The following is a 23,073-nucleotide window of genomic DNA, read 5'->3' as shown; positions in this document are numbered from 1 at the left end:
GAGACAGAGGGACGAGGGACAGAGGGACGAGGGACAGAGGGACGAGGGCGGTACGGGAGCCTGCTCCGTACCGCCCTCGTCCCACGCCGCTGTACCTGCTGTACCTCGTGTACCTGCTGTACCCGTTGTTCAGTTGGTCCCTATCTTCGCCAGCAGGTCGACGATGCGGGACTGCACCTCGTCGCTGGTGGACCGCTCCGCCAGGAAGAGAACGGTCTCGCCGGAGCTGAGCCTCGGCAGCTCCGCCCGGTCCATACCGGCCGAGGTGTAGACGACCAGCGGGGTGCGGTTCAGCTGGCCGTTCGCGCGCAGCCAGTCGATGATCCCGGCGCGCCGGCGGCGTACCTGCATCAGGTCCATCACCACCAGGTTCGGCCGCATCCGGGTGGCGAGTTCGACGGCCTCGCTGTCGGCCGAGGCCCGCGCGATCTGCATCCCGCGCCGCTCCAGCGTCTCCGTCAGGGCCAGCGCGATCTCCTCGTGCTCCTCGATCAGGAGCACCCGTGGCGGATGCTGCTCACTGTCCCGCGGGGCGAGTGCCTTGAGGAGTACGGCGGGGTCGGCGCCGTAGGCGGCCTCCCGGGTCGCCTGCCCCAGTCCGGCCGTCACCAGCACCGGAACCTCGGCCGCCACCGCCGCCTGGCGCAGCGACTGCAAGGCCGTACGGGTGATCGGCCCGGTCAGCGGGTCGACGAACAGCGCGGCGGGGAACGCCGCGATCTGGGCGTCGACCTCCTCGCGGGAGTTGACGATCACCGGGCGGTAGCCGCGGTCGCTGAGCGCCTGCTGGGTGGAGACGTCGGGCGCGGGCCAGACGAGCAGCCGGCGCGGATTGTCCAGCGGCTCGGGGGGCAGCTCGTCGTCGACCGGTCGCGGCTGGGGGCGGTTGGCGACCTCGACCGCGCCACCGGGGCCGTCCAGCGGCTCCGGCCCCTCGGCACCCTCGTCGGGGGCGCCTATGGCGTACGCGCGCCCCTCGGCGGCCGGGGGAGCCAGCAGCCGGCCCGAGCCGGAACCGGCTCCGGTTCCGGTGGCGGCGGCCTGGGGGCCACCAGCGGGGCGGGGGCCGCCGGAGTGGGTGCCACCGGCCTGAGGGGCGCCGGGGTGGGCGCCGGCCGCCGGGGTACCGCCTGCCGGGGTGCCGCCCGCGGGGACCGTGCCGGGCTGGTCGGCGGCCGTGGGGTCGGCCTCCGGAGGGGCGGCGAGCTTACGGCGCCGTCCCGCACCGCCGAGGCTCTGGTTCTGCTGGTGCGCGAGGTGCTGCGCGAAGGGCACACCCTGCCCCAGGGTCCGCACGCTGAACGCCCGCCCCTGCGTCGAATCCGACGACGCGCCGGGCATCGGTGCCTCCGCGGGCAGCGGCTGCCGTCGCGCGTCCGGTACGGGGGCGCCCGCGCCGCTGTCGGCCGGGTGCGGAGGGGCGGGGGTGCCCGTGGTGCCCGTGGTGTGCGTGGTGCGGCCGGGAGCGGCCCAGGACACGTCGTCCGGCGCCTGACTCGGTGCGCCCGCGGACGGCGTCCCTGCGGAAGGCGTCCCCGGGGAGGGGGTTCCTCCGGGCGGTGTGGCCGTGGGCTGTGCGGCGGGCGGCGCGACGGGCGGTGCCGACGGCCGGCTCTCCGGTACGTCGACGTCGTCGTACACCGTCAGCGCGGCCAGTCCCTGACCGGACGTACCGCCACGCCCCCAGTCGGACTGCGCGGGGTGTGCCTGCGGCGGGGTGTGGTCGGCGTCCGGCGCGGTGCGGACGGCATCGTGGCGCTCCTGGCCCACCCGGGGCTCCCGGACCTCCTGGGGCGCGAGCGGCACGGACGGCATGGAGGGAACCGGCGGAACCGGCGGGACCCGGTCGGCATCGGCGGGCGGAAGGGCGAACGTGGTGCGCGGCCCGGCCGCCTCGGCCTGCGCGGAACGCTCCTGCGCCGCCGCCAGCGCCCGCCGGGCCCGCCGCCCACCCGGCTGCTGGGCCTGCGCGGAGTGCTGCCCGGCATCGGCGTCGGCAGGGACGGGAGCTTCGGCGAGGGCGTTGCCGGGCACCTCGGCGTCCTGGCCGCCGGAGGTGAGAGCCGGGAGCGCGGGCCGGTTCTCCCCGTCGCGGCGCGCGCGGCGCCCCGTGGGCGGTACCGGCTGCTGCGCCTCGGACGGCACGCCCTGCGGCGGTACGGTCTGCCCTCGCTGCGGGCGCCCGCCGCCGGCCTGGGCCCCCTCGGCCGCCGTGACGACGGACCCTTCGGAGGGTGCGGGGGAGACGGCGGCCGACGGGGCCGCAGAGGCCGCCGCGGGCAACGCGAGGGCCTGCCCCTGCTGTCCTGCCGGCTGCTGTGCCGGTTGGGGCGACTGCTGGGGTGTCTGCTGGGGCGACTGCCCGGCCGGACCTCCGGGAACGGCCACCGCTCCGGTCTCCGCCGCTCCGGTCGCCACGGATCCGGTCTCCGCCGCCCCGGTCTGCACCGCTCCGGTCTCCGCCGGGCTGGGACGGCCGCGCCTGCGGCCTGAACCCTCGCCCTGCTGAGCCGGGATCAGCTCCTGGGCCTGCTGCTGCTCGTCCGTCGCGGCGGGCCCGCGACGCGCCCTGCGCCGCCCCGTCGGTTCGGCAGCCGCGGTGTCCTCGGCCTGCGCCGCTCCCACGGGACTCTCCAGGAACGCGTCCGTGGACGACCGGCGCGCCCGTCGCCGCCCCCCACTCGTGGCCTCCGGAGCACCGGCCTCCGGAGCACCGGCCTCCGGAACAACGCTCTCCGGAGCACCCGTCCCCGCACCGGCCACCTGCGCGCCGAACTCCTCCGGGGCGACCGGGGACGCGGCCGGGGACGTGACTGTCCCCGAACCGGAGCCGAGCGGCACTTCGAGCACGTACGCGCTGCCGCTCATCCCCGGCACCTCGTGCGTCTGGAGCACGCCGCCGTGCGCCCGTACGATCCCGCGCACGATCGGCACATGCACCGGGTCTCCACCGGCGAACGGCCCGCGCACCTCGATGCGTACGACGTCACCGCGCTGCGCCGCGGCCACGACCACGGTCGAGTCGACGTAGCCGCCGCCCGGGACCGGCCGTGTCTTGCCGGTCGAGTCGACACCGGCCACGTCCGCCACCAGATGGGCGAGGGCCGTCGCCAGCTGTCGCGCGTCCACCTCGGCCTCGATCGGCGGAGCGTGCACCGCGAACTGCGCGCGCCCCGGGCCGATCAGCTCGACCGCCCCGTCGACGCCCGCCGCCACGATGGCGTCGAGCAGCACGGGGACCTTGGCAAGGCCCTCCGTACCGGCGTCGAGCCGCTGGTAGCCCAGCACGTTGTCGACGAGTGTCGTCATCCGGGCGTATCCGGCGGCCAGGTGATGCAGGATCTGGTTGGCCTCGGGCCAGAGCTGGCCCGCCGGATCGGCGGCGAGCGTGGACAGCTCGCCGCGCAGCTCCTCCAGCGGTCCGCGCAGTGATTCGCCGAGTACGGCGGTGAGCTGGGTGTGCCGGCCGGTCAGCGCGGCGATGCGCTCGGCCTGTTCCTCCAGCTCGGAGGCGTAGCGCTCGGTCCGGTCGGCCAGCTCGGCGGCGTGTGCCTCGGTGAGGGCGGCGACCTCGGCCGCATGCCGCTCGGTGAGCGCCTCGACCTCGGCGGTGTGGCTCGCGGTCAGTTCGGCGACGGACGCCGTGTGCTGCTCGGTGAGTTCCTGGTGCGGCCTGCGGTCGGTGAACGTCATCACCGCGCCGACGAGCTGGTCCCCGTCCCGCACCGGTGCGGTCGTCAGGTCCACCGGCACCTGGGCGCCGCTCTTGGACCAGAGCACCTGCCCGCGCACCCGGTGCTTGCGCCCGGACCTGAGGGTGTCGGCGAGCGGCGACTCCTCGTACGGGAACGGCTCGCCCTCCGCACGCGAGTGCAGGATCAGCGGGTGCAGCTCCTGGCCGCCCAGGTCGCTCGCCCGGAAGCCGAGGATCTGCGCGGCGGCGGGGTTGACCAGGACGACCCTGCCGTCCGTGTCCGTGCCCACGACACCTTCGGAGGCGGCCCGCAGGATCATCTCGGTCTGGCGCTGCGAACGGGCCAGCTCGGCCTCGGTGTCGACGGTGCCCGACAGATCCCGTACGACGAGCATCAGCAGCTCGTCGCCCGTGTAGCTGGAGTGGTGGATGTCGTTGTACTCGGCCTGTCCGCTGTCCAGGCTCGCGCTGGTGACCTCGACGGGGTACTCGTTGCCGTCGGTGCGCCGCGCGGTCATCCGCGTCGGCTTGGTCCTGCCCTGCTCGTCCGCAGCCTCCGGCCGGCGCATCGACCCCGGGATCAGCTTGGAGTCGAACTCCGGAAGCAGATCGAGCAGTCCGCGCCCGACGAGCGCGGTGCCCGGGGTCTCGAACATTTCGAGGGCGATGGTGTTGGCGTTGACGACCGTGCCGTTGCAATTGACGAGCAGAAGCCCGTCCGGGAGGGCGTCGAGTATGGCTGCGAGGCGAGCAGCGCCTCGGGATGGCCTGCTGCTCACGACGACGCTTCCTCCCTGGTTACCGCACCTTGCCGACAGCGGGCCCCATCTTGCCCCTCGGGCCGCAGGCTGTCACTGGAGGAGTCTAAAGGCTGAGGAGCGCCGAGGGGCGGCGGATGAGGGGGAGCTCTCACCAAGGTTCTGTGCGCGCCGTGTACGCCGGGGGCCGGTGGCGTGCCCGACCGCACGCCCTGTGACGTGCGCGGACACAGGGCGGCGGGCCGGGCCGGGGCGGCTACTTGACCGTCGGCAGCAGTGGAACGAGCCTGTTCCAGCGCGAGATCTCGCAGCCGTTGCTCCGGCTCACCGTCGTGTCGATGTGGCGTCCGCGCCAGGTCCCGACGACACGCGCGGCGGCGGGCCCGCCGTCCATCTGGGTGCACATCGCGTCCGCTGGTGTCGGCGCGAACAGCTCCTCGTCCGCCCCCGCCGCCTGCGTCAGCCGGTCGCAGGCCTGCTGACGCTGCGGGTGGCTGCCCCCGGTCGGCGCGCACTGGAGCTCGAAGACCCCGTCGGCCGCCCGGTCGCCGGACTCCGAGACCGTCACGGTCAGCCGGGTCGGCTCCGCGGCACCGGCCCCGTCCAGCCAGCGGCCGAGCCCGGCCCCGGCACCCTGCCCGTTGCCCAGGCCACCGCCCAGCCCGTTCCCCAGCCCGTCCCCGAGGTCGTGGAACACCGGCAGCGGCGGGATCGGCATGGACAGCGGCCCCGCGGCTGTCGCGGCGGGAGCGCCGGCGGACAGCGCGGCGAGGGAGGCGAGGGAAATGGCGGCGGTGAGGGTGAGACGACGCAGCATGCGGGGCTCCTGTGCTCTGACACGACGGACTCGACGGACTCGACGGGCTTGGTGGACTCGACGGACTCGGTGGAGGGCGGCGGTGGACGGCGGACAGCCGTCGGCGGCCGTGACCCCGTCTCCTCTAACGCGCCGCGGGCCCCGACGTTGCGCACCGGTGCGGGGAAGATGCTTTGCCCTGGCACCCGCATGCCTAGTACCGTGGGCGGCGATTGGTGACAGCGCGCTCGTCTGTGTCATCATCTGCACGCACCACTCGCGTCCGCGCGGGGTGTGCTGGAGGCGTCGCCTAGTCCGGTCTATGGCGCCGCACTGCTAATGCGGTTTGGGTTTTAAAGCCCATCGAGGGTTCAAATCCCTCCGCCTCCGCTCGAACACCGAAGCCCCGTGCCACCGGCACGGGGCTTCGGTCGTCCTCGGGCCGTCGCCCCAGTGGCGCAGGGGGCGCAAGCGCGCGAGAAGGTGGCCGAGATCCGCCTCGAAACAGCGTTTTCGCAGGTCGGAGGCGGTATGGCTAATGGATTTCGCGTCACGGCACAGGTCATGTAATGTTGTTCTCGCAACGCCGACCAGGCAGAAAAGCCCGGAACGCCAAGCACTCGTAGCTTAACGGATAGAGCATCTGACTACGGATCAGAAGGTTGCAGGTTCGAATCCTGCCGAGTGCACAGCAGGCGAGAGGCCCCCAGGAGAAATCCTGGGGGCCTCTCGCGTTTGATCCGTGGAGGGCAGGTATCGGCTCATGGGGTGGCTGTGCACCGGGCTGCGGTGGCCGGGGGAGAGTCCCGAGCTGGGGTGGCGCAGAGGGGACGCCCGGCGGGTGAGTGTGCTCGTGTACGGGGCGGAGCTCGGGTTCCGTGCGGTGGGGGAGCGGTACTGCGTGGGCGCACGGGGGAACGTGTGTCCGGTGGGGGCGGTGGTGCCGGCGCGGAGTACCGGTGCGCGGTGCGCGGAGTGCGCGCGGCTGGACCGGGCGCATTCGGTGGCCGCGGACACGATCGCCGATGACCCGCGCACGTACCGCGTCTATCTCGCGTGGTTCGGGCCCGGGATGGTCAAGGTCGGGATCACCGGGGAGGAGCGGGGGGCGGCGCGGCTGCGGGAGCAGGGGGCCGTGGTGTTCAGCTGGCTGGGGCGCGGGCCGTTGATGGCGGCGCGGCGTACCGAGGAGTTGCTGCGGGCCGCGCTGGGGGTGCCGGACCGGATTCCGTACGCGAGGAAGCGCGCCGTGCGCGGGGCCCTGCCGGGGGCGGCGGAGCGGGCCGCCGAGGTGGCGGAGCTGTACGGGCGGGCGGTCGCGCTGGAGGGCGGCGGCTGGCCGGAGTCGTTGGAGCGGCTGCCGTTCGAGGCGGTCGACCAGGTGGGGGTGTTCGGGCTGGAGGGGGCGCCGGCGGCGGTCAGGGCCGTGAGCGCGCTGGTGGACGGCGGTGTCGTCGCGGGGCGGCTCGTCGCGGCGGCCGGACCCGATCTGCATCTGGCGCCGGCCGGGGCGGGCGCCGGCGGGGTGGTGGTGCTGGACACCCGGCTGATCACCGGCTGGGATCTCGTGGCGGCTCCGGCGGCTCCGGCGGCTCCGGGGGCCTCAGGGGCCTCGACTTCCACGGCGGGCTCGTTGACTTCTGCGGCTTCGGCGGACCCGGAGCGCCTCGTGGGAAGCGAAGTACGTGTCCCACTCATCGACATTACGGGCGGCGGCGTGCAGGGTGGGTTGTTCTGAAGGCAGGCCGGTCCGCGGCCGGTGAAGGGCGAGGGAGTGCGCGCGTGGGGCAGGAACGGGACGAGGTCGTGGCTTTCTGGGAGCGGCTCGGGCTCCCCGGGATCATCGACGTCCATACGCACTTCATGCCGGAGCGGGTGCTGCGCAAGGTGTGGGCGTACTTCGACTCCGCCGGGCCGCTGACCGGCATGGAGTGGCCGATCACCTACCGGCACGACGAGGACGAACGGCTCGCCCTGCTGCGGTCGTTCGGTGTCCTCCGGTTCACCTCGATGCTCTATCCGCACAAGGCGGGGATGGCCCGCTGGCTGAACGGCTGGGCCGCGGACTTCGCCGCGCGGGTGCCCGACTGCCTGCACACCGCCACCTTCTTCCCCGAGGAGGGCGTGGAGACGTATGTGAGGGAGGCCGTGGAGGCGGGGGCCCGGGTCTTCAAGTCGCACCTCCAGGTCGGTGCGTACGACGCGAACGACCCGCTCCTGGAACCCGTCTGGGGGCTGCTGGCCGAGGCCGGGGTCCCGGTGGTCATGCACTGCGGGTCCGGGCCCGCCCCGGGGGCGTACACCGGACCCGAGCCGATCGGCCGACTGCTGGCACGGCACCCCCGGCTGCGGCTCGTGGTGGCGCACATGGGGATGCCGGAGTACGCGGAGTTCCTGGCGCTGGCCGCGGCGTACCCGGAGGTGCGGCTCGACACGACGATGGCGTTCACCGACTTCACCGAGGGTTTCACGCCCTTCCCGCCGGCGGAGCGGGCGCGGCTCGCGGACCTCGGCGACCGCGTCCTGCTGGGGACCGACTTCCCGAACATCCCCTATCCGTACGTCCATCAGCTGCACGCACTGGAGCGGCTGGACCTGGGGGACGCGTGGCTGCGGGGCGTGTGCCACGGGAACGCGAGCGCGTTGTTCGGCTGAGACCGCGCGCGGATACCGGCGGGGCTTCTCAGGGAATTCACAGGAACGGGTCAGGCGTCTCTCAGACGCGCCTCACAGGGTGGGGTCATGACGACGACGACCTCGCCCCAGGGGCGTACCGAACTGCTCAGGCCGGACCGCAGCCCCGTGCGCGTACTGGTCGTGGACGACGAGGCGCCGCTCGCCGAGCTGCTCTCCATGGCCCTGCGTTACGAGGGCTGGGACGTGCGCAGCGCCGGGGACGGTGCCGGGGCCGTACGCACGGCACGCGATTTCCGCCCCGACGCGGTGGTGCTCGATGTGATGCTCCCCGACATGGACGGCCTGTCCGTCCTCGGCCGGCTGCGGCGGGAGTACTCCGACGTCCCGGTCCTCTTCCTGACCGCCCGGGACGCGGTGGAGGACCGGATCGCGGGGCTCACCGCGGGCGGCGACGACTACGTGACCAAGCCGTTCAGCCTGGAGGAGGTCGTGGCGCGGCTGCGCGGGCTGATCCGGAGGTCGGGCACGGCGGCGGCGACCGTACGCGCCGAGTCGACGCTCACCGTCGGCGATCTGCTGCTGGACGAGGACAGCCACGAGGTGAGCCGGGGCGGGGACTCGATCCACCTCACGGCCACCGAGTTCGAGCTGCTGCGCTTCCTGATGCGCAATCCGCGCCGGGTGCTCAGCAAGGCCCAGATCCTGGACCGGGTGTGGAACTACGACTTCGGCGGCCAGGCCAACGTCGTCGAGCTCTACATCTCGTATCTGCGCAAGAAGATCGATGCCGGACGGACGCCGATGATCCACACCCGGCGCGGGGCGGGGTATCTCATCAAGCCCGGTGAGTAGTGGACGGGCGCGGTGGGCGGGCGGTGTTCCGCGGAGACGTGCGCGGCCGGTCGGTGGTGCCGTGCGGAGACGTGTGCGGCCGGTCGGTGGTGCCGTGCGGAGACGTGTGCGGCCGGTCGGTGGTGCCGTGCGGAGACGTGTGCGGCCGGTCGGCCGTGCCGTGCGGAGGCCGTGGACGCTGCGGACCCGGCTCGTGGTGTCGGCCGTCTCCCTCATCGCGGTCGTCGCCGCCGTCATCGGCTCCGTCACCGCCATCGCCTTCCGCAGCTACATGTACGGCAAGCTCGACGAGCAGCTGCACTCCATCGCCGTACGCGCGGAGCGGCCGCCCGGCCCCGCGCCGCTTCCCGCCGGTCCGCGCGGCACCCGGACGCTGGGCTTCATCGGCGGGGGCGGCCAGCCCTTCGGCACCTTCGGGGCCGTGATCGTCGATGGGACCGTCACCGATTCGAAGGTGGTCGAGGACAGTGGTCAGCGCGCCCAGGAGAGCGCCGAGCCGCTGACCGGCGCCCAGCGGGCCGCGCTGGAGAACGCGCTGGCCGATGGGCTCATGGACGGGCTGCCGGACGGGACGGACAGCGCCGGGCCCGGCGCCGGCGGGGAGGCGCGCGGCATCGATCTGCCCGGCCTCGGCGCGTACCGGGTGGAGGCCGTCGCCACCTCGGACGGGCACACCGTCCTGGTCGGCATACCCGGCGACGAGGTGAGCCGCGCCCTCACCACCCTGATTCTCGTCGAGGTCTGCGTCACCGCCGCCGGGCTCATCGCCGCCGGGATCGCGGGCGCCGCCATGGTCGGGGTCGCCCTGCGACCGCTGCGCCGGGTCGCCGCCACCGCGACCCGGGTCTCCGAACTCCCCCTGCACAGCGGCGAGGTGGCCCTGTTCGACCGGGTCCCGGACACCGAGGCCGACCCCCGTACCGAGGTCGGGCAGGTGGGCGCCGCGCTCAACCGGATGCTGGGGCACGTCGGTTCGGCGCTGGCGGTGCGGCAGGAGAGCGAGACACGGGTACGGCAGTTCGTCGCCGACGCCAGCCATGAGCTGCGCACCCCGCTGGCCTCGATCCGCGGGTACGCCGAGCTGACCCGGCGGGGCCGCGAGGACACCGGCCCCGACACCCGCCACGCGCTGGGGCGGATCGAGTCCGAGGCGCGGCGGATGACGGGGATGGTGGAGGATCTCCTGCTGCTGGCACGGCTCGACGCCGGGCGGCCGCTCAGTTATGAGAGCACCGATCTGCTGCCGCTCGTCGTCGACGCGGTCAGCGATGCGCGCGTGGCGGACAGGGCGCGTGAGGTGAACGGGGTGCGCATGGCGGACGAGGCACGTGAGGCAGGGGGCGCCGGGCAGGGGGGCGGGGCCGGGCATCAATGGCGGTTGGAGCTGCCGGACGCTCCCACGGCCGTACGGGCCGATCCGACCCGTATGCAGCAGGTGCTAGTCAACCTCTTGGCGAACGCCCGTACGCACACCCCGCCCGGGACCACCGTCACCGTCCGGGTGCTGGCGGCCTCCGCCGAACGGCCCCGGGTGACGCTGGAGGTCCGGGACGACGGTCCCGGTATCCCGGCCGAGCTGCTGCCGCACGTCTTCGAACGCTTCGCCCGGGGCGACGCGTCCCGCTCGCGCGGCGCGGGTTCCACCGGGCTGGGGCTCGCCATCGTGCGGGCCGTCGTGGCCGCGCACGGCGGGCGGGTGGGGGTGCGTTCGGAGCCGGGGCGCACGGTCTTCGCCGTCGAGCTGCCGGCCGGCCCGGCGGACGCGGGACCGGGCGACGGAGCGGGCACGCGGTCCGGAGCCGGTGACTCACAGGATGGGCACAGGCTCAGCACACCGGTGTGACAGGGCGGTTGGCGACTGTCGATGACATGCGAACCGACAGCCTCCGGAGCAGCAGCAGCAGTAGTAGCGGCAACAGCGGCAGTATCGGCAGAGGCACCGGCAGCCTGCCGGCGAGAGAGCATCTCCTGGCCGGCGAGGCCGGCGAGGCCGGCGAGGCTGATGCGGCCGGTGTCCCCGTGCTCGACGTCGTGGTCCCCGTCCACAACGAGGAGCAGGACCTCGAACCCTGCGTCCTGCGCCTGCACGACCATCTGGCCCGCACCTTCCCGTACCGCTTCCGTATCACCGTCGCGGACAACGCGAGCACCGACCGCACGCCCCAGGTGGCGGCGGCCCTCGCCGCGGCCCTCCCGGAGGTGCGGTCGTACCGGCTGGAGGAGAAGGGGCGCGGCCGGGCGCTGCGTACCGTGTGGTCGCACTCCGACTCCCCGGTCCTCGCCTACATGGACGTCGACCTCTCCACCGACCTCAACGCGCTGCTCCCGCTGGTCGCCCCCCTGATCTCGGGCCACTCCGACCTGGCCATCGGTTCGCGGCTGGCGTGCGGTTCGCGGGTGGTGCGCGGGTCGAGGCGGGAGTTCATCTCGCGGGCCTACAACCTCATCCTGCGCTCGTCGCTGGCAGCCCGCTTCAGCGACGCCCAGTGCGGATTCAAGGCCGTACGGCGCGAGGTCGCCGAACGGCTGCTGCCGATGGTCGAGGACACCGGATGGTTCTTCGACACCGAGATGCTGGTGCTCGCGGAGCGGGCCGGGCTGCGCATCCACGAGGTGCCGGTCGACTGGGTCGACGACCCCGACTCCAGCGTCCACATCGTGCGGACGGCGACCGAGGACCTGAAGGGCGTGTGGCGGGTGGGGCGGGCGCTGGCCGTCGGCGCGTTGCCGTTGGACCGGCTCGCCCGGCCCTTCGGGGACGACCCGCGCGACCGCGCACTGCCCGGGGTGCCGGGCGGACTGGCCCGCCAACTGGTCGGGTTCTGCGTCGTGGGCGTCCTGTCCACACTCTTCTACCTCGCCCTGTACTCGCTGTTCCGGGTGGGTCTCGGCCCGCAGACCGCCAACGGCGGCGCGCTGCTGGTGGCCGCCGTCGCCAATACGGCGGCCAACCGGAGGCTCACCTTCGGCGTACGCGGCCGGGGCGGCGCCGTACGCCATCAGGCGCAGGGGCTCGTGGTCTTCGCCATCGGCCTCGCGCTGACCAGCGGCTCGCTCGCCGCGCTGGGGGCGGCCACCGGCTCGCCCTCGCACGGCACGGAACTCGCCGTGCTGATCGCGGCCAACCTCGCGGCGACGGTGCTGCGCTTCCTGCTCTTCCGCGCCTGGGTCTTCCCGGACCGGCGCGCCGACCCGCGTACGGATGACATGAGGAACACCCGATGACCACGAGCACCACCCCGCCGGTTCCCCCACCGCTCCCCGCGCCGCCGTCCGCACCGAGCCCTCCGGTGGCCGCCGACGCCCGCTGGGTGAAGCCCGCGTTCCTCGGTCTGCTGCTTCTCGTGGGGCTGGCGTACCTGTGGAATCTCAGCGCCTCCGGCTACGCCAATTCCTTCTACTCCGCCGCCGTTCAGGCCGGCAGCCAGAGCTGGAAGGCGTTCTTCTTCGGCTCGCTGGACGCCGCCAACGCCATCACCGTCGACAAACCCCCGGCGACCCTCTGGCCGATGGCCCTGTCCGTGCGTCTCTTCGGACTCACTTCCTGGGCGATCCTCGTCCCGCAGGTGCTGATGGGCGTGGCCACGGCCGCCGTGCTGTACGCCGCCGTACGACGCCGTTTCGGCGCTGCCGCCGGGCTGACCGCCATGGTGGTCTTCGCACTGACCCCGGTCGCCGCGCTGATGTTCCGCTTCAACAACCCGGATGCCCTGCTCGCGCTCCTGATGACCGTCACCGTCTGCTGCGTCCTGCGGGCGATGGAGAACGGCAGCACGAAGTGGCTCGTCCGGGCGGGGGCCGCCGTCGGGCTCGCGTTCCTGACGAAGACCCTGCAGGCCTTCCTGGTCCTGCCGCCGCTGGCGGTGCTGTACGCGGTGTTCGCGCCCGGTTCCGTACGCGCAAGGCTCGGCCAACTCGCCCTGTCCGCCCTCACGGTGGTCGTCGCGGGCGGCTGGTGGGTGGCGATCGTCGAGCTGTGGCCCGCCTCCTCGCGACCGTACGTCGGTGGCTCCCAGAACAACTCGTTCCTGGAACTCACCTTCGGCTACAACGGTCTCGGCCGGATCAACGGCGAGGAGACCGGCAGCGTCGGAGGCGTCGGAGGCGGCGTCGGAGGCGGCGGCCAGGGCGGCGGCCAGGGCGGCGGCTGGGGGGAGACCGGCATCGGCCGGATGTTCAACTCCGAGATCGGCGGCCAGATCTCGTGGCTGCTGCCCGCCGCGCTGATCCTGCTGGCCGCGGGTGTCTGGCTGACCTGGAAGGCGAAGCGGACGGACACGGCCCGTGCGGCCTTCCTCGCCTGGGGCGGATCGCTGCTCATGACCGCGGTCGTCTTCAGCTTCATGGCGGGGATCTTCCACCAGTACTACACGGTGGCGCTGGCGCCGTACATCGCCGCTCTCGTCGGCATGGGCGCCACGGTCCTGTGGGAGGAACGGTCCAGGTGGTGGGCGCGCGGCGGGCTCGCCGCCACCGTCGCCGTCACGGTGATCTGGTCGTACGTCCTGCTGGGGCGCACCCCGGACCATCTGCCCTGGCTGCGGTGGGCCGTCCTGACCGCCGGCCTGGTGGGTGCGGCCGGGCTGCTGCTCGCCGGACGGGCCGGGCGCCGGCTCGCGCTGGCCGCGGTGGCGCTGAGCTCCGTCGCGTCGCTGGCCGGGCCGGCCGCGTACACGGTCAGCACGCTGAACACCGGGCACCAGGGGTCGATCGTCACGGCGGGACCGTCGGGCGCGAGCGGTTTCGGCGGGCCGGGCGGAGGCGGCCGGGGCGGTCCCGGTGGCGGCGGTGCCCGGGGCGACGGCGGTGGAATGCGCGGCGGTACGCAGCCTCCGGGACAGCCGAACCAGCGGGGTGGCGGTGTGGGACAGCCACCGACCGGCGGCGGTCCGGGCCAGAACCAGGGACAGGGCCAGAACCAGGGCAACAGTCGTCAGGGCACTGTTGCCGGCACCCCGCCCGGGGCCATGGGCGAGGGCGGCCCGGCCGGTCCGGGCGGCATGGACGGCATGGGCGGCGGTGGCATGGGTGGGCTGCTGAACGGTGCGTCCGTCAGCGCCGAGGCCAGGAAACTCCTGGAGAAGAGCGCCGACGCCTACACCTGGTCGGCCGCCGCCATCGGATCCCAGAACGCCGCGAGCTATCAACTCGCCACCGGGGACCCGGTGATGGCGATCGGCGGGTTCAACGGCAGTGACCCCTCCCCGACGCTCGCACAGTTCAAGAAGTACGTGACGGACGGCAGGATCCACTACTTCATCTCGGGAGGTGGCGGAGGCGGCGGTATGGGTGGCGGCGGTATGGGCGGCGCCGGGACGTCCTCGCAGATCTCCTCATGGGTGACGGAGAACTTCAAGGAGGTCACCGTCGGCAGCGCCACCTTCTACGACCTGACCGAGCCCGCCACCTGACCCGGCCCACGGCACAACCTGCCCCCTCCCACGACCTGACCCGGAGCCGGACCTATCGGTTCCGGGTCAGGCGCTCCCCGCCGGCCCGGCGCGCTCACGCGAAATCGAGTTGTACGGCGTACAGGGCATCCCATACGGTGTATGACGTCCCTCCCATACGCTGTACAAGTCGCGCTGGAGCCCAAGGAGCCCGCATGACGGCAACCGCCGCCGAGCCCAAAGACCTTGCCCCCCGGGGCCACCCGCAGCGCTGGCTGATCCTCGGCGTCATCTGCCTCGCCCAGCTCACCGTGCTGCTCGACAACACCGTTCTGAACGTCGCGATCCCCTCCCTCACCACGGAACTGGACGCCTCCACGGCCGATGTGCAGTGGATGATCAACGCCTATTCGCTCGTGCAGTCGGGTCTGCTGCTCACCGCGGGCAGCTCGGCCGACCGCTACGGGCGCAAGAAGATGCTGGTCGCGGGTCTCGCCCTGTTCGGGATCGGTTCGCTGGCGGCCGGGCTCTCGCAGTCCTCCGGGCAGCTCATCGCGGCCCGTGCCGGGATGGGGATCGGCGGTGCGCTGCTGATCACCACCACCCTCGCCGTCATTGTCCAGATCTTCGACGACAGCGAGCGGGTGAAGGCCATCGGTCTCTGGGCGACCGTCAGCTCGCTCGGCTTCGCGGTCGGCCCGCTCCTCGGCGGGTTCATGCTCGACCACTACTGGTGGGGCGCGATCTTCCTCGTGAACATCCCGGTCGCGGTGATCGGTCTGATCGCCGTCGTCCGTCTCGTACCGGAGTCCAAGAACTCCCAGGGCGACCGCCCCGACCTGCTGGGCGCGGTGCTCTCCACCATCGGGATGACCGCGGTCGTGTACGCGATCATCTCCGGGCCGGAACACGGCTGGGCCTCCGGCCAGGTGCTGCTGACCGCGTCCATCGGGGCCGCCGTCCTCGCCGGGTTCGTCCTGTGGGAGCTGCACATCCCGAACCCGATGCTCGACATGCACTTCTTCCGGAACCAGAGGTTCATCGGCGCGGTCGGCGGTTCGATCCTGGTCGCCTTCGGGATGAGCGGATCGCTCTTCCTGCTCACGCAGCACCTTCAGTTCGTGCTCGGGTACGAGCCCCTGGAAGCCGGTCTCCGTACGGCTCCGCTCGCGATCACCGTCGTCATCCTCAACCTCGCCGGCGTGGGCGCCCGGCTCGTACCCAAGCTGGGGACGCCGCTCACCATCGCCGCCGGGATGACCTGCCTTGCGGCCGGCCTCGCGGCGATCGCCCTGCTCGGCGGCCATGACTACGCGGGCATGCTGCTCGGCCTGGTCGTGATGGGGGCGGGCATCTCGTTCGCCATGCCAGCGATGGCGAACGCCATCATGAGCGCCATCCCACCGGAGAAGGCGGGGGTGGGCGCCGGGGTCAACGGCACCCTCGGCGAGTTCGGCAACGGGCTCGGGGTTGCGGTTCTCGGCGCCGTGCTCAACTCCCGGTTCGCCGCTCTCGTGCCCGCCGCCGTCGGCGCGGCCTCGCTGCCCGCCGCGCTCGCCGCCGCCGACAGCGAGTCGGAGGCGCAGAGCATCAGGGACGCCTTCGCCTCGGGTCTGGAGACCAGCCAGCTGGTCGGTGCCGCGGCGGTGCTGATCGGCGGACTGACCGCCGCGTACCTGCTGCGCCGGGCCGAACGTGCCGAAGCGGCGCGCGCGGGCGCGGGAGCGGGTTCAGCTTCCGGTTCCGGTTTCGCCTCGGGTCCTGCCTCCGGTTCCGGTTCCGGTGCCGCTTCCGGTACCGGTGCTGACCGGGAGGTATCCGCCCAGGCAGACTCGACCGGGCCGGCGGCATAGCATCGGATGGGACGCATGGACCGGACGTTCACTTTCCGGTTCATGCCTCCGCCACCGGCTCGTTCCGCCGGCAAGACGAGGAGAGTGCGCCATGGTGTCCGCGGCCGATCGTGCGAACAACCCCGCGAGGACCAGCGTATGGCTGGACCAACGGGACACCTCGCGCGCCCGCAGGACCGACTCCCCGGCGGGCCTGGACCGGGACAAGATCACCGCGGCGACCATCCGGCTGCTGGACGCCGAGGGCCTGGCCAAGTTCTCCATGCGCAGGCTGGCCGCCGAACTGGACGTCACCGCGATGTCCCTCTACTGGTACGTCGACACCAAGGACGACCTGCTGGAGCTGGCCATGGACCTGGTCTACGCCGAGATCGGGCGCCCGTCCGAGGACGGCGACTGGCGCGACCGGCTGCGTGCGCTGGCACGCAGCTACCGCGAACTGATCGTCCGCCACATCTGGCTGTCCCCACTGGCGGGCCACTTCCTCAACATCGGCCCGCACGCCATGCTCTTCTCGTACGCCGTCCAGGACGTCATCCGGGCCACCGGCCTGCCCCTCAAGCACCAGTCCGGCGCGCTGTCGGCCGTCTTCCAGTTCGTGCACGGGTTCGGCACCATCGAAGGCCACTTCGTCGAGCGGGCCAGGGGTGCCGGGCTCACCGAGGACGCCTACTACCAGCAGGCCATGGGCACTGTCCGGGCCCAGCCGGATCTGAGGAAGATCGTCACCCACTCGCAGGATCTGATGGACGCCCGCGGCGGCGACACGGTCGCGGACATGCGGGAACTGGACTATGCGTTCGCGATGGACATGCTGATCGCGGGCATCGAGGCGATGCGCGACCGCGACCGCGCCGAGGCCGGCGCCGACGCGGGTAAGGGCGCGGGCACGGGCAGGGGCACGGGCACGGACGTGGCGGTGGACAGGAACGTGGCGGTGGATACGGACGCGGACGCGGCGACGGCATCCCCGTGACCTCCCCGCCCGGAGGCGCTTCTCAGTACCCCCGGCCCACGTCCACGGCCAGGCGGGGTACGCGGCCCTCGCGGACGTCGCTCCAGCAGGTGCCGAAGTCCGTGGCCACGTCCTCGTCGGCGGTGATCCCCGCGGAGTGCGAGGTGATCACCGTACGGGGCAGCCGCCAGCACCGGTCCCCGGGCGCGGCCGGCTCCTCGGGCAGCACGTCGAGCACCGCCCGCCGCACCGAGCCGTCCCGCAGCGCGGCCTCCATCGCCCCCATGTCCACCGTCGCGCCCCGGCCCACATTGACGAACGTGGCCCCCCGCACGGCCGCGAACCGGTTCGCTCCGAAGAACCCTGCCGTCGCCCCGGTCAGCGGCAGGGCGGACACCACCCACCGCGCGGTGGCGAGTGCGCCGGTGTCCCCGCCGGTCCCGATCACCCGGTCGAAACCCGGCGGCGGGACGGCGCGCGCGGTACGGGCCACGCCCACCGTCCGGATTCCGCACCCGTGCAGCAGCCCGGCGACGGCCGCACCGATCCGGCCGGTCCCGTAGATCAGGGCCGTCTGCCCGGCGGCGAGTTCGGACGGCAGACGACGCCACTCGGCCCGCGCGTGCTGCGCCGCGAACTCGGGTACGGACTGGCACTCGGCGAGGATCCAGGCCAGCACGTACTGGGCGATCCGCTCGCCCATCCGCCCGACCGTCCGGGTCAGCAGTGCCCCGGCGGGCCAGGGGCCGGCGGCGAGCAGCGCGTCCGTCCCCGCGTTGACGCTGTGGAACCACACCAGACGTCCGGTGCGCCAGGCGTCCGGCAGCGAGGCGCCGACACAGAGATGGGGACCGTCCGGCGGGGCACTGCCCATCGGCTCCGCGCGGCGCCCGGTGATCCGTTCCACCTCGCGTACCAGGGAGGCGCCGAGGGACGGCGCGGTGAGGAGCCGGGCCCGCGCGAGCAGGTCCGGATCCGGGACGCCACCGGGAGGAACAGCCACGCGAGCGTCAGTTTCCCGGGGCGAGACGGGCGGGGAAGCCGCCCGTGGCGATCGGACTCCAGCGCTCCGGGGTGACCCGGATGATCGACTTGCCCTGCTTCACCATCGCCGCCCGGTACTCGTCCCAGTCGGGGTGCTCACCGGAGATGTTCCGGAAGTACTCGACGAGCGGCTCGACCGATTCCGGTGAGTCGATCACCTCGGCCGAGCCGTCGATCTGCACCCATGGCCCGTTCCACTCGTCCGACAGGACGATCACGCTGACCCGGTCGTCCCGCTTCGCGTTGCGGGTCTTGGCCCGTTCGGGGTAGGTCGACATGACGATCCGGCCCGCGTCGTCGACGCCGCAGGTCAGCGGGGATCCCTGGGGGCGGCCGTCGGACCGGGTGGTCAGCAGGACCGCCCGGTGCCTGGGCCGTACGAAGGCCAGCAACTCGTCGAGTTCCACGGCGGTGTTGGTCGCGATGTCGGGTGCGGGTGCCATGGGGCCAACCCTACGGCGGCGGCCCCGGCCGGCGGCGGCCCCGGCCGGATGCGGTCCCCCGCGGCGGCGGTCCCCGCGACGCGGGGCCGCCTCCCGCCGTGGCGGCGTTCTACGACGGCAGGACCTCGCCCTGTACGGCCTGGATGTCCAGCTCCACGCGCAGCGTCGTTCCGATCGCCGAGATCCCCGCCTGCACCACCTGGTTGTAGTTCATGGCGAAGTCGTCGCGGCGCAGTTCGGCCGTGGCGTGGAAGGCCGCGCGTACCCCGCCCCACGGGTCGGGGCCGGTGCCCAGGTAGCTGAGGTCCAGGTCGATGGCCCGCGCGACGCCGTGCATCGACAGTTCGCCGTGCACGGTCCAGCGGTCGGGCCCCGCCGGGGACAGCCCGCTGGAGCGGTAGGTGATCTCCGGGAACCGGTCCACGTCCAGGAAGTCGGGCGAGCGCAGGTGCTTGTCCCGCATGCCGTTGCCCGTCTCGATGCTGGCCGCACCGATGACGGCGTCCACCCGGGACCGGGAGACGTCCTCGGCGATCTCGATCCGGCCGCCGAACTCGGTGAACCGGCCGTGCACGCTGGAGAACCCCAGGTGCTGGGCCACCGCGGCCACCGAGCAGTGCGCCGGGTCCAGCGACCAGGCGCCCGGCGGCGGAAGCTCCACGCCGCCCTGCCGGGCCAGCACGATCTGCCCGCCGGAGATCAGGCCACTGGCCGTGACGAGTGCGGTGGAGGCGGCGGGGGCGTACCCGACCGCGGTGACGATCACCGTGTACGCGCCGGCCGGCAGGGTGCCGTCGGTACGGACGGCACCGTTCTCGTCGGCGGCGGCCCGCAGCACCTGGGTGCCGGTCATGTCGGTGACCGTGACGATCGCGTGCTGGACCGCCCAGCCGTCCCGCGTCCGTACCTGTGCGCGAAGTGCCATCCCGTTTTCTCTCCTTGCTTCTTGACCCGGTGGGTCAATGAGTCGGGCCCCGGGGCGGGGGCGGCAGGCCGTCCCCTGCCTGCCGTCCCCACCGCCGGGGCCCATTTCCACCGGCCGGGACAGCCTCTCCGCTGGGAGTGCCGTACCGCCAGGGGTCTTGTCACCCGGGTTACCTCTGATCCCGGGGTGCCCGCGTCGCCGCGGGCCACCGGTTCACTCGCCGGGGTGGGCGAGCTCGATGTCGTGGCCGTCGACCCCGTGACCGGCCACGGTCAGCGAGCCGGCCACCGGCGGGTAGCCGGTCGCGATGACCGAGTACTCGCCCGCGTCCAGGTCGGCGAAGGCGTACGCCCCGTCCTGGCCGGTCGTCGAGGTGGCGACCACGTTGCCCGCCGCGTCGATCAGCGTGACCCGTGCGTCGGGCAGCGGGGCCCGTGCGGCACCGGCCCGTACGACACCCTGGACCAGCGCACCGGCCCGGAGGGCGGCGTCGACCCGGGTGACACCCTGGCCGCCGATCTCCACCGGCAGGGCGAGCGGGCGGAAGCCCGCGGCGTTGACCGCGACGGTCACCGCACCGGGAACCAGCTCGCCGAACGCGAACTCGCCCGTCCCGCCGGACGTGCCGGTGGCCAGCACGTCGCCGCGCACGTCGGTCACGATGACCATGGCGCTCTCGACCGGCGTACCGGACTCGGCGGCCCTGACGGTTCCGGCGAGGCCGCTCGTACCGACCAGCAGGATGTCGAAGGCCAGCGGCTCCTCGCCGACGACCACGGTGGTCGCCTGCGGCTGGAAACCGTCGGCGGACGCGATCAGGACGTAACTGCCGGAGCCCGGCGCGTCCAGGGTGTAGCCGCCGTCGGCGCGGGCGACGGAGCGGCCGAGCTGCCGGCCGTCCAGCGAGATCAGGGTGACGGCGGCGCGGGCGACCGGTGCGTCCTCGGCGCCGCGCACCACACCGCGCACCGCAATGCCCTGAACGGTGGCCGTGGGAGCCTCGGGCGAGCCCGCCGCCGGACCCGTACCGGCGAGGGGCGCCGGGGCCGGTGCCGTAGCCGAGGCCGTGGCCGGCGCCGGAGCGTCTGCCCCGACCAGGGCGTGGGCGGGGACCGGAGCCGGGACCGGGGCGGAGGACCGGGCGGGCACCGGCGCGGAGGACTGGGCCGTGGCCGGGGCGTCGTTCGCGGCGCTCGTCTTCAGCGCGACCTCCTTGATGAAGATCGTCACGATGAAGGCGATGAGCGCGGCCGGAGCGGCGTAGAGGAAGACGTCGCCGACGCCGTGGCCGTACGCGGCCTCGACGACCGTACGCATCGGGCCGGGCAGAGCGTCCAGGTCGGGGATGCCCCCGCCGCCGGTGCCGCCGTGGCCCATGGCGGCACCTTCGGGACCGAGGTCCGCGAGGCCGTCCTTGACGTAGTGGGTGACGCGGTTCGCCATGACGGCACCGAGCGCCGAGACACCGATGGCGCCACCGAGCGAACGGAAGAAGGTGACGACGGAGCTGGCCGCGCCGAGGTCGCTGGGGGCGACCTGGTTCTGAGTGGCGAGGACCAGGTTCTGCATCATCATGCCGATGCCGAGACCCATGACGAACATGTAGACGGCGATGTGCCAGTACTCGGTGTCGTACCGGATGGTGCCGAGCATCCCGAGACCGGCGGTGACCAGGAAGCCACCGCTGACCAGCCAGGCCTTCCAGCGGCCCGTCTTGGTGATGACCTGGCCCGAGACGGTCGAGGAGAGGAACAGACCCGCGATCATCGGGATCGTCATGACGCCGGACATCGTCGGCGACTTGCCGCGCGCCAGCTGGAAGTACTGGCTGAAGAAGACGGTGCCCGCGAACATCGCGATACCGACGAACAGCGAGGCCACCGAGGCCAGCGTGATCGTGCGGTTGCGGAAGAGGCGCAGCGGGATGATCGGCTCGCTGGCCTTGGACTCGATGAGCAGGAAGAGGCCGACGAGGACGACGGTGCCGCCGAGCATCGTGTACGTCTGCCAGGAGACCCAGTCGTACTTGTCGCCCGCGAAGGTCACCCAGAGCAGCAGCAGCGAGACGGCGGCGCTGATGAAGAACGCGCCCGACCAGTCGACCTTGACCTCGCGCTTGACGACCGGGAGCTTCAGGGTCTTCTGGAGCACGATCAGAGCGATGACCGCGAACGGCACACCCACGTAGAAGCACCAGCGCCAGCCCATCCAGCTGGTGTCGGTGATGACACCGCCGAGGAGCGGGCCGCCGACGGTGGCGACGGCGAAGACGGCGCCGAGGTAACCGCTGTAGCGCCCGCGCTCACGCGGGGCGATCATCGCGGCCATCACGATCTGGGCGAGGGCGGAGAGGCCGCCGACGCCGATGCCCTGCACGACACGGCAGGCGATGAGCATGCCGCTGCTGGTCGACATGCCGGCCACGACCGAGCCCGCGACGTAGATGACCAGGGATATCTGGACCAGCAGCTTCTTGCTGAACAGGTCGGACAGCTTGCCCCACAGGGGAGTGGTGGCGGTCATGGACAGGAGCGAGGCCGTGACGACCCAGGTGTATGCGCTCTGGCCGCCGCCGAGGTCGGAGATGATTTCCGGCAGGGCGTTGGAGACGACCGTCGACGACAGGATCGCGACGAACATGCCGAGCAGGAGCCCGGTCAGCGCTTCCATGATCTGCCGGTGTGTCATCGGCGTGCCGTCGGCGGCGTCGGCGCCGCCGTGCTTGGCGTGGCCGCCCCGCACACCGGTTGGTGTGGTCGTAGCCATGGAGTTCCTTCTCTTTGCTTCTGTTACACAGGTGTACGGGTGTGCGCGTCGTCGGAGGGCCGGGTGCGGCAGTCACCGGTGTGTGTCCCGGGGGCGCATCCGCCGGAGCCGCGACAGGCGAAGCTGTCGCGCAGCCGGGCCAACAGCGAGTTGAGCTGTCCGACTTCTTCGTCGGACCAGTCCTGAAGATTGCGGGCGAACATTTCGGTGGTCCGCCGGGTCAGCTCGTCGAGCTGCTCGTTGCCGGCGGGGGTCAGCCGCAGGATGCGGGACCGCTTGTCCGCAGGGTCGTGAGACCGTTCGATCCAGCCGTGCTCTGCCACATGGGCGACATGACGACTGGTCACCGACATGTCCACAGCCAGCAGCTCGGCGAGTCTGCTGATGCGCATCTCGCCGTGCTGAGCCAGGAGCGCCAGCACGGCGGCGGAGCCACCGGGACACTCGGAGGGAAGAATCCGGGCGAGTCCGCGCTTGACGGCTCCGACGGCGCTGAGCTGCCGGGCCAGTTCTTCGTACTGGCTCCGCTTGGCCACGGGACCCCCAGACAGACTCACCGACATCTTGTTGCTTAGGGCAACCATAGATTCGTTGGTTGCCGCAGGCAAACGAAAATGGGCTTGCAGAAGTAAAGGAAGGCAAAAGCCTCCGTAGGGTCCCGGTCAAGGGTGACGGCGGCCCGCGGCACACCCGCACCGACTGTGCCCCGCGTCACGCCGACGCCGTACCGCCCGGCCGCGGAGGGCCCCGGGGGCGGCCGGTGGGGCACCCTGCTCCGTACGTGAGGGGAGGTGTCCTCCTGTACGTGGGCGAAGGCGTGCCGCCGTACGCGAGCGGAGGCACCCCGGCTCTGCGTCACCGGAGGCATCCCGCCATGCATGGCGAGGGGGCACCCCGGCCGGACGTAAAGAGGTGATGTGTACCGGTGGGTCACCCTCCCTGTGGGCCCCGGGGGTTGGG

Annotated in this window: 15 protein-coding genes and 2 tRNA genes; 10 read left to right on the top strand and 7 right to left on the bottom strand. The window is 72.7% G+C overall.

Translation table 11 applies throughout. The annotated features are described in order from the left end of the window. Window positions 1-129: 129 nt before the first annotated feature. Together OHA98_RS00335 and OHA98_RS00330 are read right to left on the bottom strand one after the other, a co-directional pair. The gene (locus OHA98_RS00335; RefSeq protein WP_266922072.1) at window positions 130-4,473 is read right to left on the bottom strand and encodes a PAS domain-containing protein; all 4,344 of its coding nucleotides are present in this window, start codon (window positions 4,471-4,473) and stop codon (window positions 130-132) included. A gap of 235 nt (window positions 4,474-4,708) precedes the next feature. After that, window positions 4,709-5,269: an SSI family serine proteinase inhibitor gene (locus tag OHA98_RS00330; protein ID WP_266922071.1), complete on the bottom strand. Its 561-nt coding sequence runs from the start codon at window positions 5,267-5,269 to the stop codon at window positions 4,709-4,711. 278 nt (window positions 5,270-5,547) lie between these two features. Between OHA98_RS00330 and OHA98_RS00325 the strand changes: the two genes are divergently transcribed. The 10 genes from OHA98_RS00325 to OHA98_RS00280 all read left to right on the top strand — a co-directional run bounded on the left by OHA98_RS00325 (window position 5,548) and on the right by OHA98_RS00280 (window position 16,956). Further along, a tRNA-Ser gene (locus OHA98_RS00325) sits at window positions 5,548-5,638 on the top strand. Between the two features lie 226 nt (window positions 5,639-5,864). Further along, window positions 5,865-5,937 (top strand) — tRNA-Arg (locus tag OHA98_RS00320). 74 nt (window positions 5,938-6,011) lie between these two features. Next, the gene (locus tag OHA98_RS00315) at window positions 6,012-6,986 is read left to right on the top strand and encodes a DUF2797 domain-containing protein (RefSeq protein WP_266922070.1); all 975 of its coding nucleotides are present in this window, start codon (window positions 6,012-6,014) and stop codon (window positions 6,984-6,986) included. Between the two features lie 44 nt (window positions 6,987-7,030). Then, window positions 7,031-7,903, top strand: a complete 873-nt coding sequence (locus tag OHA98_RS00310; RefSeq protein ID WP_266922069.1) for an amidohydrolase family protein — start codon at window positions 7,031-7,033, stop codon at window positions 7,901-7,903. 87 nt (window positions 7,904-7,990) lie between these two features. Beyond that, on the top strand, window positions 7,991-8,737 hold the full coding sequence (locus OHA98_RS00305; RefSeq protein WP_266922068.1) for a response regulator transcription factor: 747 nt from the start codon (window positions 7,991-7,993) through the stop codon (window positions 8,735-8,737). A 160-nt stretch (window positions 8,738-8,897) separates the two neighbouring features. Next, on the top strand, window positions 8,898-10,580 hold the full coding sequence (locus OHA98_RS00300) for a cell wall metabolism sensor histidine kinase WalK (protein ID WP_266927615.1): 1,683 nt from the start codon (window positions 8,898-8,900) through the stop codon (window positions 10,578-10,580). Window positions 10,581-10,684: 104 nt separating this feature from the next. Next, window positions 10,685-11,962, top strand: a complete 1,278-nt coding sequence (locus tag OHA98_RS00295; RefSeq protein ID WP_266927614.1) for a bifunctional glycosyltransferase family 2/GtrA family protein — start codon at window positions 10,685-10,687, stop codon at window positions 11,960-11,962. Further along, on the top strand, window positions 11,959-14,148 hold the full coding sequence (locus tag OHA98_RS00290) for a glycosyltransferase family 39 protein (RefSeq protein ID WP_266922067.1): 2,190 nt from the start codon (window positions 11,959-11,961) through the stop codon (window positions 14,146-14,148). Before OHA98_RS00295 ends, OHA98_RS00290 begins: the two co-directional genes overlap by 4 nt. Before the next feature lie 194 nt (window positions 14,149-14,342). Beyond that, complete coding sequence (locus OHA98_RS00285; RefSeq protein ID WP_266922066.1) at window positions 14,343-15,980, top strand: DHA2 family efflux MFS transporter permease subunit; 1,638 nt, start codon at window positions 14,343-14,345, stop codon at window positions 15,978-15,980. A gap of 91 nt (window positions 15,981-16,071) precedes the next feature. Next, on the top strand, window positions 16,072-16,956 hold the full coding sequence (locus tag OHA98_RS00280; protein WP_266922065.1) for a TetR/AcrR family transcriptional regulator: 885 nt from the start codon (window positions 16,072-16,074) through the stop codon (window positions 16,954-16,956). A 22-nt stretch (window positions 16,957-16,978) separates the two neighbouring features. Here the strand turns inward: OHA98_RS00280 and OHA98_RS00275 are convergent, their stop codons facing one another. The 5 genes from OHA98_RS00275 to OHA98_RS00255 all read right to left on the bottom strand — a co-directional run bounded on the left by OHA98_RS00275 (window position 16,979) and on the right by OHA98_RS00255 (window position 22,649). Further along, entirely contained in the window at window positions 16,979-17,938 is a 960-nt protein-coding gene (locus OHA98_RS00275; RefSeq protein ID WP_266922064.1) for an NAD(P)-dependent oxidoreductase, read from the bottom strand. Between the two features lie 7 nt (window positions 17,939-17,945). After that, window positions 17,946-18,422 (bottom strand): PPOX class F420-dependent oxidoreductase, encoded by a 477-nt coding sequence (locus OHA98_RS00270; RefSeq protein WP_266922063.1) that lies wholly within the window; start codon window positions 18,420-18,422, stop codon window positions 17,946-17,948. Between the two features lie 109 nt (window positions 18,423-18,531). Continuing rightward, window positions 18,532-19,347 (bottom strand): YceI family protein, encoded by an 816-nt coding sequence (locus OHA98_RS00265; protein WP_266922062.1) that lies wholly within the window; start codon window positions 19,345-19,347, stop codon window positions 18,532-18,534. A gap of 213 nt (window positions 19,348-19,560) precedes the next feature. Continuing rightward, window positions 19,561-22,113, bottom strand: coding sequence for an MFS transporter (locus OHA98_RS00260; RefSeq protein ID WP_266922061.1), 2,553 nt, complete (start codon window positions 22,111-22,113; stop codon window positions 19,561-19,563). A 23-nt stretch (window positions 22,114-22,136) separates the two neighbouring features. Continuing rightward, complete coding sequence (locus OHA98_RS00255; RefSeq protein ID WP_266922060.1) at window positions 22,137-22,649, bottom strand: MarR family winged helix-turn-helix transcriptional regulator; 513 nt, start codon at window positions 22,647-22,649, stop codon at window positions 22,137-22,139. Window positions 22,650-23,073: the final 424 nt, after the last annotated feature.

The organism is Streptomyces sp. NBC_00654, from assembly GCF_026341775.1.
Lineage (GTDB): Bacteria > Actinomycetota > Actinomycetes > Streptomycetales > Streptomycetaceae > Streptomyces.
The sequence above is the reverse complement of the archived record's forward strand: the minus strand, read 5'-3'. Positions and strand labels throughout refer to the sequence as shown.

Excerpts from the sequence above, each read along its gene's own strand:
- OHA98_RS00260 (WP_266922061.1), bottom strand. The coding sequence starts at position 22,113 with ATGGCTACGACCACACCAACCGGTGTGCGGGGCGGCCACGCCAAGCAC.
- OHA98_RS00315 (WP_266922070.1), top strand. The coding sequence starts at position 6,012 with ATGGGGTGGCTGTGCACCGGGCTGCGGTGGCCGGGGGAGAGTCCCGAG.
- OHA98_RS00305 (WP_266922068.1), top strand. The coding sequence starts at position 7,991 with ATGACGACGACGACCTCGCCCCAGGGGCGTACCGAACTGCTCAGGCCG.
- OHA98_RS00290 (WP_266922067.1), top strand. The coding sequence starts at position 11,959 with ATGACCACGAGCACCACCCCGCCGGTTCCCCCACCGCTCCCCGCGCCG.
- OHA98_RS00280 (WP_266922065.1), top strand. The coding sequence starts at position 16,072 with ATGGTGTCCGCGGCCGATCGTGCGAACAACCCCGCGAGGACCAGCGTA.
- OHA98_RS00270 (WP_266922063.1), bottom strand. The coding sequence starts at position 18,422 with ATGGCACCCGCACCCGACATCGCGACCAACACCGCCGTGGAACTCGAC.
- OHA98_RS00265 (WP_266922062.1), bottom strand. The coding sequence starts at position 19,347 with ATGGCACTTCGCGCACAGGTACGGACGCGGGACGGCTGGGCGGTCCAG.
- OHA98_RS00285 (WP_266922066.1), top strand. The coding sequence starts at position 14,343 with ATGACGGCAACCGCCGCCGAGCCCAAAGACCTTGCCCCCCGGGGCCAC.
- OHA98_RS00330 (WP_266922071.1), bottom strand. The coding sequence starts at position 5,269 with ATGCTGCGTCGTCTCACCCTCACCGCCGCCATTTCCCTCGCCTCCCTC.